General features: G+C 61.5%; 12 protein-coding genes. 5 read left to right on the top strand and 7 right to left on the bottom strand.

All coding sequences use genetic code 11. The annotated features are described in order from the left end of the window. Window positions 1-204: 204 nt before the first annotated feature. From V8G57_RS05645 to V8G57_RS05625, 5 genes are all read left to right on the top strand, one after another. The gene (locus V8G57_RS05645; protein ID WP_092394204.1) at window positions 205-414 is read left to right on the top strand and encodes a hypothetical protein; all 210 of its coding nucleotides are present in this window, start codon (window positions 205-207) and stop codon (window positions 412-414) included. Between the two features lie 106 nt (window positions 415-520). Further along, a complete protein-coding gene (locus V8G57_RS05640; protein WP_342828521.1) occupies window positions 521-790 on the top strand; it encodes a DUF4148 domain-containing protein in 270 nt (89 codons plus the stop codon). A gap of 81 nt (window positions 791-871) precedes the next feature. Continuing rightward, a complete protein-coding gene (locus tag V8G57_RS05635) occupies window positions 872-2,167 on the top strand; it encodes a TolC family protein (protein ID WP_342828520.1) in 1,296 nt (431 codons plus the stop codon). A 45-nt stretch (window positions 2,168-2,212) separates the two neighbouring features. After that, the gene (locus V8G57_RS05630; protein WP_342828519.1) at window positions 2,213-3,796 is read left to right on the top strand and encodes an efflux RND transporter periplasmic adaptor subunit; all 1,584 of its coding nucleotides are present in this window, start codon (window positions 2,213-2,215) and stop codon (window positions 3,794-3,796) included. A 21-nt stretch (window positions 3,797-3,817) separates the two neighbouring features. Next, the gene (locus tag V8G57_RS05625) at window positions 3,818-6,991 is read left to right on the top strand and encodes a CusA/CzcA family heavy metal efflux RND transporter (protein WP_342828518.1); all 3,174 of its coding nucleotides are present in this window, start codon (window positions 3,818-3,820) and stop codon (window positions 6,989-6,991) included. Window positions 6,992-7,079: 88 nt separating this feature from the next. Here the strand turns inward: V8G57_RS05625 and V8G57_RS05620 are convergent, their stop codons facing one another. From V8G57_RS05620 to ppk1, 7 genes are all read right to left on the bottom strand, one after another. Further along, entirely contained in the window at window positions 7,080-7,505 is a 426-nt protein-coding gene (locus V8G57_RS05620; protein ID WP_092394189.1) for a DUF1841 family protein, read from the bottom strand. Window positions 7,506-7,510: 5 nt separating this feature from the next. Next, a complete protein-coding gene (locus tag V8G57_RS05615) occupies window positions 7,511-8,209 on the bottom strand; it encodes a VIT1/CCC1 transporter family protein (protein ID WP_342828516.1) in 699 nt (232 codons plus the stop codon). A 4-nt stretch (window positions 8,210-8,213) separates the two neighbouring features. Next, window positions 8,214-8,864 (bottom strand): endonuclease III, encoded by a 651-nt coding sequence (nth, locus tag V8G57_RS05610; RefSeq protein ID WP_342828514.1) that lies wholly within the window; start codon window positions 8,862-8,864, stop codon window positions 8,214-8,216. Then, the gene (gene rsxB / locus V8G57_RS05605) at window positions 8,861-9,586 is read right to left on the bottom strand and encodes an electron transport complex subunit RsxB (RefSeq protein ID WP_342828513.1); all 726 of its coding nucleotides are present in this window, start codon (window positions 9,584-9,586) and stop codon (window positions 8,861-8,863) included. Before rsxB ends, nth begins: the two co-directional genes overlap by 4 nt. A gap of 102 nt (window positions 9,587-9,688) precedes the next feature. Then, on the bottom strand, window positions 9,689-10,924 hold the full coding sequence (locus tag V8G57_RS05600; RefSeq protein WP_342828511.1) for a polyhydroxyalkanoate depolymerase: 1,236 nt from the start codon (window positions 10,922-10,924) through the stop codon (window positions 9,689-9,691). A 189-nt stretch (window positions 10,925-11,113) separates the two neighbouring features. After that, window positions 11,114-11,572, bottom strand: coding sequence for a SixA phosphatase family protein (locus tag V8G57_RS05595; RefSeq protein WP_092394174.1), 459 nt, complete (start codon window positions 11,570-11,572; stop codon window positions 11,114-11,116). Window positions 11,573-11,585: 13 nt separating this feature from the next. Next, complete coding sequence (gene ppk1 / locus V8G57_RS05590) at window positions 11,586-13,730, bottom strand: polyphosphate kinase 1 (RefSeq protein WP_342828509.1); 2,145 nt, start codon at window positions 13,728-13,730, stop codon at window positions 11,586-11,588. Window positions 13,731-13,981: the final 251 nt, after the last annotated feature.

The following is a 13,981-nucleotide window of genomic DNA, read 5'->3' as shown; positions in this document are numbered from 1 at the left end:
TTGCTGCCGGTTGCCGCCTACCGCCGATTATCTTACAGAACCCGGCAGCGGTGGATTACAAAAGCGTAATCCAGCCGTCACCTTCCGGTTTCCGTCTCCTTCCTACACTTGGCTTCAACGATGTGGTCACGGCAAACGGTTCCATGCATCTTTGCAAGCCGGGACTGTGTCGTTGAACTCTTTCTTAATTTTCTGGAGATTGAAATGAACGCTAAACAATTATTCGCCGTACTGACTTTGATGGCTGCTAGCGGCGCCGCATTGGCGCAAGCGCCTGCTGCAGACAAGCCGGCGGCCCCGGCCAACACCGAAACCGCAAAGGAAGCGGGCAAGGCGGCTGCCGGCAAGAACAAGTCCGGCGCGCATGACCACAAGCAAGACGGCCCGAAAAAGTCGATTTATTCCGGCGCCTGAACCTGGGCGTCAATCTAAACCGTAATTACCCATCGCTCCGACGCAGTGGCCGCGTCGATATCGCCGGCTGGCCGTTGGAGTGTTTCCAGATGAAATGGAGAAGCAGATGAATATCAAAAAAATGTCCGTTGCAGTTGTTTTGCTGGCTGCAGCCGGCGGTCTGATGGCCCAGCCTGCGGCGCCAGCCGCGGGCAAGACCCGCGCGGAAGTTGTGCGCGAACTGGAGCAGGCGCACGCCGCCGGCCAGATGTCGGTGGCGAATGCCCATTATCCGAAAGCGCCGGAGGGCGGCAGCAAAGACGGCATGGCGGCGCCGTCGGAACCGGTGGCAGATGAATCCCACCAGAAGGTCGATCCGGCCTACGCCGGCAATTGAGTCATGCCGCGGATTTCATGGCGCGGGCCTGGCGCCCCGTTTGCCTTGCAGTCCGGCACAGCTGTTTTTGGGGAGTAGGGTATGTATAAGCTTTTCTTGCCGCTCGGTCTGGCGGTATTGGCTTGCCAGCCGTCTTTGGCGCAGGAAGCAACACCGGCGGCCGCGCCGCCGGTCATCGATTACAGGCTGCCGCCGCTCAAGAGCAGCGATGCCGGCAGCCGGCTGACGCTGGAACAGGCGCTGGCGCAGGCATTCAAGAGCAATCCGGAACTGGCGGCGGCGGTGCTGGAAGTCGCCGCAGTAGATGCTTCCGTGCTGCAAGCCGGCGCCAGGCCCAATCCGGAACTGTCGACCTTGCTGGAAGACACGCGCAAGGCGACCCGGACCACCACCATACAGCTGAACCAGGCGCTGGAGCTGGGCGGCAAACGCGGTGCGCGGATCGCCGCCGCGGAGAAAGGCCGGGATGCCGCCAAGGCGGACCTGCTGGCCAAACGCGCCGACATACAGGCGGCGGTAGTCGCTGCCTACTTTGCCGTGCTGGAAGCGCAGGAGAACCTGCAGCTGCTGCAAAGCTCCCTGCAGCTGGCGCAACGAGCCACCGTCCTCACCGCGAAGCGGGTGAGCGCCGGCAAGGTAGCGCCGATCGAAGAGACCAAGGCGCGGGTTGCCGAAGCCGGCGTCCAGGTCGAACTGCAGCAGGCCGGCAGCGCCTTGAATATCGCGCGCCGGCGACTGGCCGCTACCTGGGGCGACAGCAGCCCCGCTTTTGCCGCGGTCGACGGCGACATCAACAATCTGCCGGCGCTTCCTGCCATCGAAACATTGCAGGCGCGCCTGCGCGATTCGCCCGCTTTTGCCAGGGCACGGCTGGAAGTGGAGCGCCGCCAGGCCATGGCCGAGCTGGAGCGCCGCCGCCGGATTCCCGACGTTACCGTCAGCATCGGCAGCAAGCGGGCCGAGGAGATCGGGCGCAATCAAATGATTGTCGGCTTGTCGATTCCGATTCCTGTGTTTGACCGCAACCAAGGCAACCTGCTGGAAGCCTTGCGCCGCACCGACAAGGCCCGCGACGAACAGAAAAGCGCTGAACTGCGCCTCAATGGCGAACTGGCGGACGCCTATGAACGGCTGAAGCTGGGGCGGCAGCAAGTGGCGGCGCTGCGGGATGAAATCCTGCCGGCCGCACAGAACACCTATGACATCACCACCAAGGGTTTTGAACTCGGAAAATTCAGTTTCCTGGAAGTGCTGGACGCGCAGCGCGTGCTGTTCCAGGCCAAGTCGCAGGCCCTGCGCGCACTTGCGGATATCCATCGCGCCGCCACCGAAATCGAGCGTGTGCTGGGAACCTTTCCGTCAACCGACCCTTTGTAGTCGGCAAATCAATCAGCCTATCAATCAGCTTATGAAGCAGCCAATATGAACATCAATCTGAGCAAAAGCAAAGTTATCGCGGCCGGCGTCACGGCGATTATTGTGCTGGCAGTCGCGGGCATATACCTGGGTGGAGGCAGCAACGGCGGCGATAAGCCGGGCGACGGCTCGCACAGGGAAGCCGCCGCGCACGCCGATACCGAACACCATGGAGAAAAGGCATCCGAGAAACACGGTCACGACAGCCAGCATGCGGACGGCGAACACCATCCGGCAGGCGCGGCTGCAAGCGCAGGCCCGCATGGCGGGAAATTGTATGCCGAGGACAAGCTGGCGCTGGAGGTAAACATGATCGAGGCAGCGGGCGAAGCGCGGCTCCAGGTCTGGCTGTTCAATGACGGCAAGCCGTTGGCGCCGGATACGGCCAAGCTGGAGCTGGTATTGACCAGGCCGGATGGCGAAGTCCAGGAAATCGGCTTCACGCCGGAAAAGGATTTCCTCAGGAGCATCGTGCCGATAGCCGAACCGCATGTGTTTGACGCCAGGCTGCAGCTGCAATACGGCAAGCAGGCGATGCAAGCCAGGTTTGCCCAGGAAGAAGGCAAGGTCGAGCTGGACCAGGCCCAGGTTGCAGCTTCCGGCGTCAAGCTGGAGAGCGCCGGCGCCGCCAAGGTCAAGACTTCGATCACCTTGCCGGGAGAGATCCGCTTCAATGAAGACAAGACGGCCCACGTGGTGCCGCGCCTGGCGGGGGTGGTAGAGCAGGTGGCGGTGAGCCTCGGGCAGCAGGTCAAGAAAGGGCAGCTGCTGGCGGTGGTGGCCAGCACCGGCCTGGCGGAACAGCGCAGCGAATTGCTGGCGGCGCAGAAACGCTTCACGTTTGCGCGCACTACCTATGAACGTGAAAAAAAGCTGTGGGAAGAAAAGATCTCCGCCGAGCAGGATTACCAGCAAGCGCGGCAAGTCATGAACGAGGCTGAAATCGCCTTGCAGAACGCGCGCCAGAAACTTGATGTGCTGGGCACGGGGGCCGGCAGTCCAGGCGCCTTGAACCGCTATGAGATCCGAGCGCCGTTCAATGGCCTGGTGACCGAGAAACACATCGCGCTGGGCGAGGCGGTGGCGGCAGACGCCAGCATTTTCACGATCTCCGACTTGTCCACCGTGTGGGCCGAGATCATCGTGCCGGCCAAGGACCTGAACCTGGTGCGGCTGGGCGAAAAGGCCAGGATCAGCGCCACCGCCTTTGAGTCGACGGCGAGCGGCAGCATTTCCTATGTCGGCGCGCTGCTGGGCGAACAGACCCGCACCGCCAAGGCGCGCGTCACCCTGGCCAATCCTGACATGGCCTGGCGGCCGGGACTGTTCGTCAATGTCGAAGTGGTTTCCAGCGATGTTGAAGTGGCGGTGGCGGTGCAGCCGCAGGCGATACAAAGCGTCGACGACAAGCAGGTGGTGTTTGTCCGCATCGCCGACGGTTTCATGGTGCAGCCGGTGACCGCCGGCCGCGCTGACAGCCGGCACGTGGAGATCGTCAAGGGACTGAAGGCGGGCGCGCGCTATGCGGCCGAAGGCAGTTTCGTCCTCAAATCGGAACTCGGCAAGAGCAGCGCCGAGCACGCACATTGATGAAGCAAAGGATCCGATCCCATGTTTGAACGCATCATACGTTTCTCGATCGAGCAGCGCTGGCTGATCATGCTGGCCGTGTTTGCGATGGCAGCGCTCGGCATCTACAACTACCAGAAGCTGCCGATCGACGCGGTGCCGGACATTACCAACGTCCAGGTGCAGATCAATACCGCTGCGCCCGGCTATTCGCCGCTGGAAACCGAACAGCGCGTGACCTTCCCGATAGAAACGGTGATGTCGGGCTTACCGCACCTGCAGCAGACGCGTTCGCTGTCGCGCTACGGCCTGTCGCAAGTGACCGTGATTTTCAAGGATGGCACCGATATCTATTTTGCGCGCCAGATGGTGAATGAGCGGATCCAGGAGGCGAAGGGCAAGCTGCCGGCCGGCGTGACGCCGGCGATGGGGCCGATTTCAAGCGGCCTCGGCGAAATTTACCTGTGGACAGTGGAAGCCAGGGACGGCGCAAAAAAAGCGGACGGCAGCGCCTACACCGCTACCGACCTGCGGGAAATCCAGGACTGGATCATCAAGCCGCAGCTGCGCAATGTCAGCGGCGTCACCGAGATCAATTCGATCGGCGGCTTCGCCAAGGAATACCAGGTGGCGCCGGTGCCGGAGAAGCTGGCGTCCTACGGCCTGACGCTGCAGGACATCGTCACCGCGCTGGAGCGCAACAACAGCAACGTCGGCGCCGGCTATATTGAAAAGCGCGGCGAACAGCTGTTGATCCGGGCGCCAGGCCAGGTGCAGTCGATGGAGGACATGCGTAACATCATCCTCGGCAATGTGCAGGGAGTGCCGATCCGTATCCGCGATGTCGGCGAGGTAGCCATCGGCCGCGAATTGCGCACCGGCGCCGCCACCGAAAACGGCCGCGAGGTGGTGCTGGGCACGGTATTCATGCTGATCGGGGAAAACAGCCGCGCCGTCTCGCAGGCGGTCGACCGCAAGATGGTGGAAATCAACCGCAGCCTGCCGGCCGGGGTCGAGGCGGTCACGGTCTACGACCGCACGGTGCTGGTCGACAAGGCGATCAATACGGTCAAGAAGAACCTGCTGGAAGGCGCGATCCTGGTGATCGCCATCCTGTTCATGTTCCTCGGGAACATGCGCGCCGCGATCATTACCGCGATGGTGATCCCGCTGTCTATGCTGTTTACCTTTACCGGCATGGTCCAGTACAAGGTGAGCGCCAACCTGCTCAGCCTGGGCGCGCTCGATTTCGGCATCATCATCGATGGCGCGGTGGTCATCGTCGAAAACTGCGTGCGGCGCCTGGCCCATGCGCAAGCTCACCATGGCCGGCCGCTGACCCGCAGCGAGCGCTTCCACGAGGTGTTCGCCGCTTCCAGGGAAGCGCGCCGGCCCCTGTTGTTCGGCCAGGTCATCATCATGGTGGTTTACCTGCCGATCTTTGCGCTGACCGGCGTCGAAGGGAAGATGTTCAATCCCATGGCCTTGACGGTGGTGATCGCCCTGGTCGGCGCGATGATCCTGTCGATTACCTTTATCCCGGCGGCGGTGGTGCTGTTCATCGGCAAGCGCGTGGCGGAAAGCGAAAATTTCCTGATGCGCGGCGCCAAGCGTATTTACGCACCGGTGCTGGAATGGGTGATGCAGCGCAAAGCCGTGATGCTGGGCGGCGCGCTGGCGGTGCTGCTGTTGTCCGGCCTGCTGGCGACCCGCCTTGGCAGCGAGTTCGTGCCTAGCCTGAATGAGGGCGACATGGCGATCCAGGCGCTGCGCATCCCTGGCACCAGCCTGACGCAATCGCTGGAAATGCAAAAGCAGATCGAGAGCACGTTGAAGCGGCAGTTTCCCGAGATAGAGCGCGTATTCGCCCGTACCGGAACCGCGGAAATCGCGTCCGATCCGATGCCGCCAAACATATCGGATGGCTACATCATGCTCAAGCCGGAAGTCGACTGGCCCAAGCCGAAGAAAACCCGGCCCGAACTGCTGGCGGCGATCCAGGAAGCCGCCGGCAAGATTCCCGGCAATAACTACGAGTTTTCGCAACCGATACAGCTGCGTTTCAACGAACTGATTTCCGGCGTGCGCAGCGATGTCGCCGTCAAGATATTCGGCGACGACATGGCGGTCCTGAACGACACCGCCGACAAGGTTTCTAGCGTGCTGGGCAAGATCACCGGCGCTGCGGAAGTGAAGATCGAACAGACGTCTGGGTTGCCCATGCTGACGGTGAATATCGACCGCGACAAGACCGCCCGCTATGGCTTGAACGTGGCTGATGTGCAGGATGTGGTGGCCACCGCCATCGGCGGCAAGGAAGCCGGCACCTTGTTCCAGGGCGACCGCCGTTTCGATATCGTGGTGCGTTTGCCGGAGGAGCTGCGCAGCGACCTGGAAGCCTTCAGGCGCCTGCCGATATCCCTGCCGCGCAGCGCCGGCGGAGAAGGCCGCACCAACTATATCCCGCTGGGCGAAGTGGCCAGCCTGGAGCTGGCTCCCGGGCCGAACCAGATCAGCCGGGAAAACGGCAAGCGGCGGATCGTGGTAAGCGCCAATGTGCGCGGCCGCGACATCGGCTCGTTCGTGGCCGAGGCCGAAGGCAAGCTGCAGCAGCAAATCAAGATCCCGTCCGGTTACTGGACCAGCTGGGGCGGCCAGTTCGAGCAGCTGCAGTCGGCCAGCCAGCGCCTGCAGATCGTGATTCCGGTCGCCTTGCTGCTGGTGTTCACGCTGCTGTTCGCCATGTTCGGCAATATCAAGGATGGCTTGCTGGTATTCAGCGGCATTCCGTTTGCCCTGACCGGCGGCATTGTCGCCTTGTGGCTGCGCGGGATTCCCCTGTCGATTTCGGCGGCGGTCGGTTTTATCGCGCTGTGCGGGGTGGCGGTGCTGAACGGTCTGGTGATGATTGCTTTCATCCGCGGCCTGCGGGAAGAAGGCCGCAGCCTGGAGACGGCGATCCGCGAAGGCGCGCTGACCCGTTTGCGGCCGGTGCTGATGACGGCGCTGGTGGCGTCCCTGGGTTTTGTGCCGATGGCGATTGCTACCGGCACCGGAGCGGAAGTGCAGCGGCCGCTGGCAACCGTGGTGATAGGAGGCATCCTGTCGTCGACCATCCTGACCTTGCTGGTGCTACCGATCCTGTACCAGCTGTTCCATCGCCGCGACGAAGGCGAAGACGGCAAAAGCGCCGAAGGGACCGCCGTCCCGCATTGAATTCGCCAAACCTCGGTTCCCTGCCCAAATCTCCTTGGGTTTGCGCCTGGATCACATCCAGGCGTTTTTTTTGCAGGATCGAACCGCGTTAAACGCGTTTCCTGACGCAGTCGATATAGGCAGCGCCATCCGGCGGCAAGCCGCTGCGCTGCGAATTCCAGATCATCTCGCCCAGGCATTCCATGATGTGATGATGGGCTTCGTGTTCCGATTGCAGGCGCTGCGTCAAAGCCGTGGCGGCGGCGCGTATGCCTGGCGGCTGGTCGATCGAGATCTGCTCGGCGATAGACAAGTGCATGGACAGGTGCAGGAAGGGATTGGTCTGGCCGTTCTCGACCGAGTAATCGGCGCCCAGCGCGGCGTCGACATCCTTCAGGTCGTCGTCATACTCGGGATGTTGTTTCAGCCAGTCGCTGGCGATGGCCTCCAGCGGCGTCAGGATTTCATTGGCGCGGTGCTTGCGGTAGGTTTCGCAAAAAAAGCGCCGCACGTCGTCTTGGGATGGATTGAACATGGTGGTTAACTGATCAGTCTGGCGATGCCGAAGGCGACGGCCGCGGCCAGGCCGCCGACCATCAGGGTTTGCAATGCCGATTTGACGGCGCCGGTGCCGGTGACGCTGCCTTTCAGGTAGCCGAAGACAAACAGCGCCAGCAGCGTCACCGCGGTAGAGGCGGCGAGCGCGCGCGGGATGGATGTCATCAGCATGTAGGGCGCGAGCGGGATCAGGCCGCCGACCAGGTAGGACACGGCGATGGTGAGGGCGCTCTTCCTGGCTGCGGCCGGCCGCGGTTCTTCCAGGCCGAGTTCAAAGCGCATCATGAAATCGCGCCAGGCGACCGGGTTGCGTTCCAGCCCGGCCAGCATCGGTTCGCATTCCTGTTTGGTCACGCCATACTGGGCCATGATGTCGATCACTTCCTTGCGCTCGCGATGCGGCACGTTCAGGATTTCCTGTTCTTCACGCTCGCGCTCGGCATAGTAATGCTGGCGCTGGGTACGCCCCGCCAGGTAACCGCCCAGGCCCATGGCGATCGAACCGGCGGCAATTTCGGCGACGCCCGCGGTGACCACGATATCGATGCCGACAGCGGCGCCGCTGATGCCGGCAGCCAGCGCAAACGGCACCGTCAGGCCGTCGGCCATGCCGATGACGATGTCGCGCACGGTGTCGCTGGCTTGGAAGTGGTGTTCGGTATGCGGATGAGAATGCTGCATGGCTTTATATCCCTTTTTCCGGCAATGGCGTTTTCGCCTTGAAATCGCACAGGTCGGCAATGCTGCAGTTCCAGCATAGCGGTTTGCGGGCAATGCAGGTGTAGCGTCCATGCAGGATCAGCCAGTGATGGGCGTCCAGCAGGAACTCGGCGGGCACCAGTTTCATCAGCTTGTGTTCGACCGCATCCACATCCTTGCCCGGCGCGATGCCGGTGCGGTTGGAGACCCGGAAGATATGGGTGTCGACGGCAATCGTCGGCACCCCGAAAGCGGTATTGAGCACCACGTTGGCGGTCTTGCGGCCGACCCCGGGCAACGCCTCCAGCTGTTCGCGGGTACGCGGCACCTGGCTGTCGTGCAGGGCCACCAGCATGCGGCAGGTTTCGATCACGTTCTTGGCCTTGGTGCGGTACAGGCCGATGGTCTGGATGTATGGAATCAGGCCGTCGACGCCGAGTGCGTAGATTTGCGCCGGCGTATTGGCGACCGGATACAGCTTGCGGGTCGCCTTGTTGACCGAGACATCGGTGGCCTGCGCCGACAGGACCACCGAGATCAGCAATTCAAACGGCGTGGTGTATTCCAGTTCAGTGGTCGGGTGCGGCAGGGCGGCGCGCAGGCGGGTGAATATTTCCCGGCGTTTTTCGGCATTCATTGCGAGTCCTTGGCAGCCTGTTCGGCTTGTTGTTCTTTCTTCTGCCGGGCACGTTCAATGGCGGCCTGGATGATGGCTTTCTTGCGTTGCTGTTCGGCTTGCTGCTCCGGCGTTGCGGCGGATTCGGCGGCGACCGCCCTGAGCTTTTCCGCGGCCTTGGCAGCCAGGCGCTCATCGTTTTCCCGCTTCTCGCGCGCTACCCTGAACAGATGGAAATCGTGGCGGGCGCGGGCGCCGTCGGCTTGCTGCCGGGTCCACGCATCCCAGCCGGTCGCCGGGCCGCTCGCTTCGACCATGGCGATGCAATCGACCGGGCATGGGGCCACGCATAGGTCGCAGCCGGTGCACAGGTCGTTGATGACCGTGTGCATCTGCTTGGCGGCGCCGGCGATGGCGTCGACTGGGCAGGCCTGGATACAGAGCGTGCAGCCGATGCAGGCGGCTTCATCAATGACCGCCAGCGGCCGCGGCCGCTCGGCGCCGTTGGCCGGGTTGAGCGGGATGACGGGCTTGTGCAGCAATTGCGCCAGCCGGGCCACGCCTTGCTGGCCGCCCGGCGGACACTGGTTATAGCCGGCGCTGCCGTCGGCGACGGCTTCGGCGTAGGGACGGCAGGCCGGATAGCCGCACTTGGTGCATTGCGTCTGCGGCAGCAGCGCTTCGATACGGTCGGCGAGGGAAGGCGAGGACACGGGCGGCAGGGAGCTGGGTGATGACAACATGGGGCATATTATACCGGCGCCGCGCCGAATAAAAAAAACCGCTCCCGGCGAAGGAGCGGTTTTTGCAGCGGATTTACCGGATCGGCAAAGGACAGGGCCGGCTTAAGCGTTGTCCTTGATAAATGCGGTGATTTTCGGGCAAATCAGTTCGCGCCAGCGGCGGCCCGAGAAAATTCCGTAGTGGCCGCATTTTTCGGCGGTGTAGTGCTGTTTCTTCGATTTCGGGATGGAGCTGCACAGGTCGTGCGCGGCCTGGGTTTGCCCGGGGCCGGAAATGTCGTCCAGCTCGCCTTCGATGGTAAACAGCGCCACGCTCTTGATATCCTGCGGCCGCACCAGCTTGCCTTCGACTTCCCAGGTGCCGTGCGGCAGGGCGAAATCCTGGAACACGGTCTTGATGGTTTCCAGGTAGTACTCGGCCGGCATGTCCAGCACCGCGTTGTACTCGTTATAGAACTTGCGGTGGCTGTCGGCCGATTCGTTGTCGCCTTCGCGCAGGTGCATGTAGAAATCCCAGTGGCTCTGGGCATGGCGGCTCGGATTCATCGCGACGAAACCGGCATGCTGCAGGAAGCCCGGGTAGACCTTGCGGCCGAAACCAGGGTAATTGGACGGCACGCTATAGATCACGGTGTTCTCGAACCAGCTGAACGGCTTCTCGGTGGCCAGGTTGTTGACGTCGGTCGGCGATTTGCGCGGATCGATAGGGCCGCCCATCATGGTCATGCTCTTTGGCAAGTGGCTGTCCTTGGCGCTTGCCATCAGCGAGATTGCGGCAAGTACCGGGACGGTCGGCTGGCAGACTGATACCACATGCAGGTCCGGCCCCAGCTGGCGGATGAAATCCTGTATGTAATATATATAGTCGTGCAAATGAAAAGGGCCGTCGCTGGCCAGCACCATGCGCGCATCGGTCCAGTCGGTGATATAGACATCGTGTTCCGGCAGCAGGCCGCGCACGGTGTCGCGCAGCAGGGTCGAATGATGGCCTGACAAGGGGGCGACCAGCAATATGGTCGGCTGCTTGAGGGCGGCCAGTTCCTTGTTGCCCAGGTCCTTCTTGAAATGCAGCAGGCGGCAGAACGGCCGGGTGGTGGTCACTTCCTCGATGATCCTGACAGGCTTGTCGTTGACCAGCGTGCTGTCGATTTCGAACTCAGGCTTTTCATACTGCTTGCCGAGGCGGTACATCAATTCGTAGCCGGCGGCGATGCGCTGCGCGAAGGGCGTGTGGGAAAGCGGCGAGATCGGGTCGGTGAAGAGCCTGCTGCCGGCATCGGCCCATTGCACAAGAGGATGGAGTAAAGAGCGGTTGAATTCGTGAAATTGGTAGAGCATGCATTACCTCTCGGGTGGTCCACTACAACATGGTTGCTTATAGCGCAACTTGTCTGTCATTTTATCTTATGCAAGGAAATGCCGCAGAAATCCTGTAGTTTAACAACAACGACAGAAAAACGGGATAAACGATTTGGTCGCAAATATACCACTTACGGCTTCCCGTCACTGAGGTTTTCAGCCTGTTTTTTACTTGGCGATCAGGTCCGGCGACATGACCGCTTTCAAGAAATTGGTGGTGATGTCGCCACGCTCGCGCTGGGCAATCCACCAGACATTGCCTTTCCTGATAGACCAATCCTGCATCTGGCCTGCCACCAGCAAGGCGGCGGCCTGGCCCAGCGTCGGCTGGTGGCCGATGATCAGCACCGGTTCGCGGCTGTTGGGCCAGTTGGCTGCCGCCAGCAGCTGCTCGGCGCTGCAGTCGGGGGCGAGATCGGGGTGGGTCTTGAATTTGCGGCCCAGCGCTTCCGCCGTTTGCACCGTGCGGGTGGCCGGGCTGCTGATGATCTTGCAACTGTGCGGCAGGTTGCGGTCCAGCCAGTCTGCCATCTTCCAGGCTTGCTTGTGTCCCTTGCCGGTGAGGGCGCGGCCCTCGTCCGGCTCGCCGATTTCTGCCTCCGCGTGCCGCCATAGGATCAGTTCCATGATGTGCCCTTGCTCACTTGTTTGTGTAATGCGTAGGGGAAAGCGCGCCTAAAGCCAGCATCAAATGTCGTTGCGCACTGTATTGTTTCTGTCTCCGGTGAGGCTTGTTCTTGTGCCAGTTGCCGTCGGACCCGAGGCTCCAGGCATTGGTATTGTCTTTAAGATAAGGGGTGAGGCCTTCGTTGATGACCCTTCTCTTGAGCGATTTGTCGAGCACAGGGAAGGCCACTTCGACGCGCCGGAACAGGTTGCGGTTCATCCAGTCGGCGCTGGCCAGGTAGACATCGTGCTGCAGGTTGTTGCGGAAATAATAAATGCGGCTATGTTCCAGGAAGCGGCCGATGATGGAGCGCACGTGGATATTCTCGGACAGCCCCGGCACGCCGGGCCTGAGCGCGCAGGCGCCGCGCACGATCAGTTCGATCTTGACGCCGTCGGCAGAAGCTTCGTAGAGGGCGCGGATCACGGATTCGTCCAGCAGCGCATTCATCTTGGCGACGATGCGCGCCGGCCGTCCCTTGCGGGCGATCTCGGCTTCGTTGTGGATGGCCCGGATGATTTCCTTTTGCAGCAGGAACGGCGCCAGCCACAGGTAATCCATTTTCTTGGGCTTGGTCAGGCTGGTCAGGTGCAGGAAGACTTCATTGACTTCGGTGGCCAGTTTCTGGTTCGACGTGAGCAAGCCGAAGTCAGTGTACAGCTTGGTGGTGGTCGGATGGTAGTTGCCGGTGCCGAGGTGGGCGTAATAGCGCAGTTCGCCGTTGCCGTCCTTGCCGGCTTCGCGCCGGATCACCAGCGACAGCTTGGCATGGGTCTTGAGGCCGACCACGCCGTAAACCACCTGGGCGCCGGCGCGTTCCAGCTTGTCGGCCCAGTTGATGTTGGCTTCCTCGTCAAAGCGCGCCATCAGCTCGACGATCACCATGACCTCTTTGCCGCGCTGGGCCGCGACAATCAGCGCTTCCATCAGGTCGGAGTTCATGCCGGTGCGGTAAATGGTTTGCTTGATTGCCACCACATTGCTGTCGAATGCCGCGGAGCGGACAAAATCGACCACCGGCTGGAACGACTGGAACGGATGGTGCAACAGCACGTCTTTCTGCTTCAGCTGCTCGAAAATGTCGTTGCCGTTGTCCAGGTGCAGCGGCAAACCTGGCGCAAACGGCGGGAAGCGCAGGCTGGCGTCGCTGATCTGGTCGATCATTTCCGACAAGCGCACCATGTTCACCGGGCCATCGACGGCGTACAGGCGGTTGGCGGCGATGCCGAACTGGTCGAGCAGGAACTGGGACAGGTGTTGCGGACAGCTGCGCGCCACCTCGAGCCGCACCGCAACCCCGAACTGGCGGCTCTGCAGCTCGCTCTGCAGCGCCTGGCGCAGGTTCTTGACTTCTTCTTCGTCGACCCACAGGTCGCTGTTGCGGGTTACCCGGAATTGCGAATAAGCCAATATCTGGCGGCCGACGAAAAGATCGCCTATGTGGGCATGGATGATGGACGACAGCAGGCAAAACGAGGCGCCGCCGGGCGACAGCACGTCCGGCAGCTTGATCACGCGCGGCAAAACGCGCGGCGCCTTGATGATGGCAATCGAGGTGCTGCGTCCGAACGCATCTTTGCCCGCCATTTCGACAATGAAATTGAGGCTCTTGTTTAATACCTGGGGAAAGGGGTGGGCCGGATCCAGCCCGATGGGAGTCAGCAGGGGGCGGATTTCCTGCTCGAAGAAGGATTTTACCCATGCCCGCTGCTCTTCGTTGCGGTCGCTGTGCCGCAGCAGGTGGATATGGCTGGCCGACAGCTGCGGCAAAATGGTCTGGTTCAGGAGGGCGTACTGGCGGTCGACGATCTGGTGGCACTCTACGCTGGTGCGCTCAAGCGCCGCGGCCAATGCCGGCGACTCGGCGCTGACGCCTTCAACCTGGCTGTTTGCCAGCAGGCTGGCGATCCGCACTTCAAAGAATTCGTCGAGATTGTTGCTTACTATGCATAAATATCGCAATCGCTCCAGCAGCGGCACGTGCCTGTCCTCGGCCTGGGCCATGACGCGCCGGTTGAAGGCCAGTTGCGACAGTTCGCGATTCAGATAGCTTGGGTTGGCGCCTAATCTGGCGCTGGGGTGCTTTGAGTCATCGTCCGGCTTGGTTTTCTTATTCATGAATCAGGCAACTTGTCTGATGGTTACGGCGCAGTGTATGCATTGAATATGACAGCTTCATGAAGAAAAAGGAAGCGTCGCGACAGGTTCGGCATTCCGGGTCAGCGTCGTCCCGCGCCCGGATCAAAAAGATACTACGGCGTAATTACTACGGCGTAATAGATTTTTCTGCCTGTTTTCCCTGATTTTTCTGACAATTTAATGACATTCACATTCATTTTTACCTCGTCATAAAGCTGTCATAAATCTTG

This window comes from Collimonas rhizosphaerae, from assembly GCF_038896935.1.
GTDB lineage: Bacteria > Pseudomonadota > Gammaproteobacteria > Burkholderiales > Burkholderiaceae_D > Collimonas > Collimonas rhizosphaerae.
The sequence above is the reverse complement of the archived record's forward strand: the minus strand, read 5'-3'. Positions and strand labels throughout refer to the sequence as shown.

What these genes read in the sequence shown, in the direction of transcription:
- V8G57_RS05625 (WP_342828518.1), top strand. Translation starts at nt 3,818, where the DNA reads ATGTTTGAACGCATCATACGTTTCTCGATCGAGCAGCGCTGGCTGATC.
- V8G57_RS05640 (WP_342828521.1), top strand. Translation starts at nt 521, where the DNA reads ATGAATATCAAAAAAATGTCCGTTGCAGTTGTTTTGCTGGCTGCAGCC.
- V8G57_RS05630 (WP_342828519.1), top strand. Translation starts at nt 2,213, where the DNA reads ATGAACATCAATCTGAGCAAAAGCAAAGTTATCGCGGCCGGCGTCACG.
- V8G57_RS05645 (WP_092394204.1), top strand. Translation starts at nt 205, where the DNA reads ATGAACGCTAAACAATTATTCGCCGTACTGACTTTGATGGCTGCTAGC.
- ppk1 (WP_342828509.1), bottom strand. Translation starts at nt 13,730, where the DNA reads ATGAATAAGAAAACCAAGCCGGACGATGACTCAAAGCACCCCAGCGCC.
- V8G57_RS05595 (WP_092394174.1), bottom strand. Translation starts at nt 11,572, where the DNA reads ATGGAACTGATCCTATGGCGGCACGCGGAGGCAGAAATCGGCGAGCCG.
- V8G57_RS05600 (WP_342828511.1), bottom strand. Translation starts at nt 10,924, where the DNA reads ATGCTCTACCAATTTCACGAATTCAACCGCTCTTTACTCCATCCTCTT.
- nth (WP_342828514.1), bottom strand. Translation starts at nt 8,864, where the DNA reads ATGAATGCCGAAAAACGCCGGGAAATATTCACCCGCCTGCGCGCCGCC.
- rsxB (WP_342828513.1), bottom strand. Translation starts at nt 9,586, where the DNA reads ATGTTGTCATCACCCAGCTCCCTGCCGCCCGTGTCCTCGCCTTCCCTC.
- V8G57_RS05615 (WP_342828516.1), bottom strand. Translation starts at nt 8,209, where the DNA reads ATGCAGCATTCTCATCCGCATACCGAACACCACTTCCAAGCCAGCGAC.
- V8G57_RS05620 (WP_092394189.1), bottom strand. Translation starts at nt 7,505, where the DNA reads ATGTTCAATCCATCCCAAGACGACGTGCGGCGCTTTTTTTGCGAAACC.
- V8G57_RS05635 (WP_342828520.1), top strand. Translation starts at nt 872, where the DNA reads ATGTATAAGCTTTTCTTGCCGCTCGGTCTGGCGGTATTGGCTTGCCAG.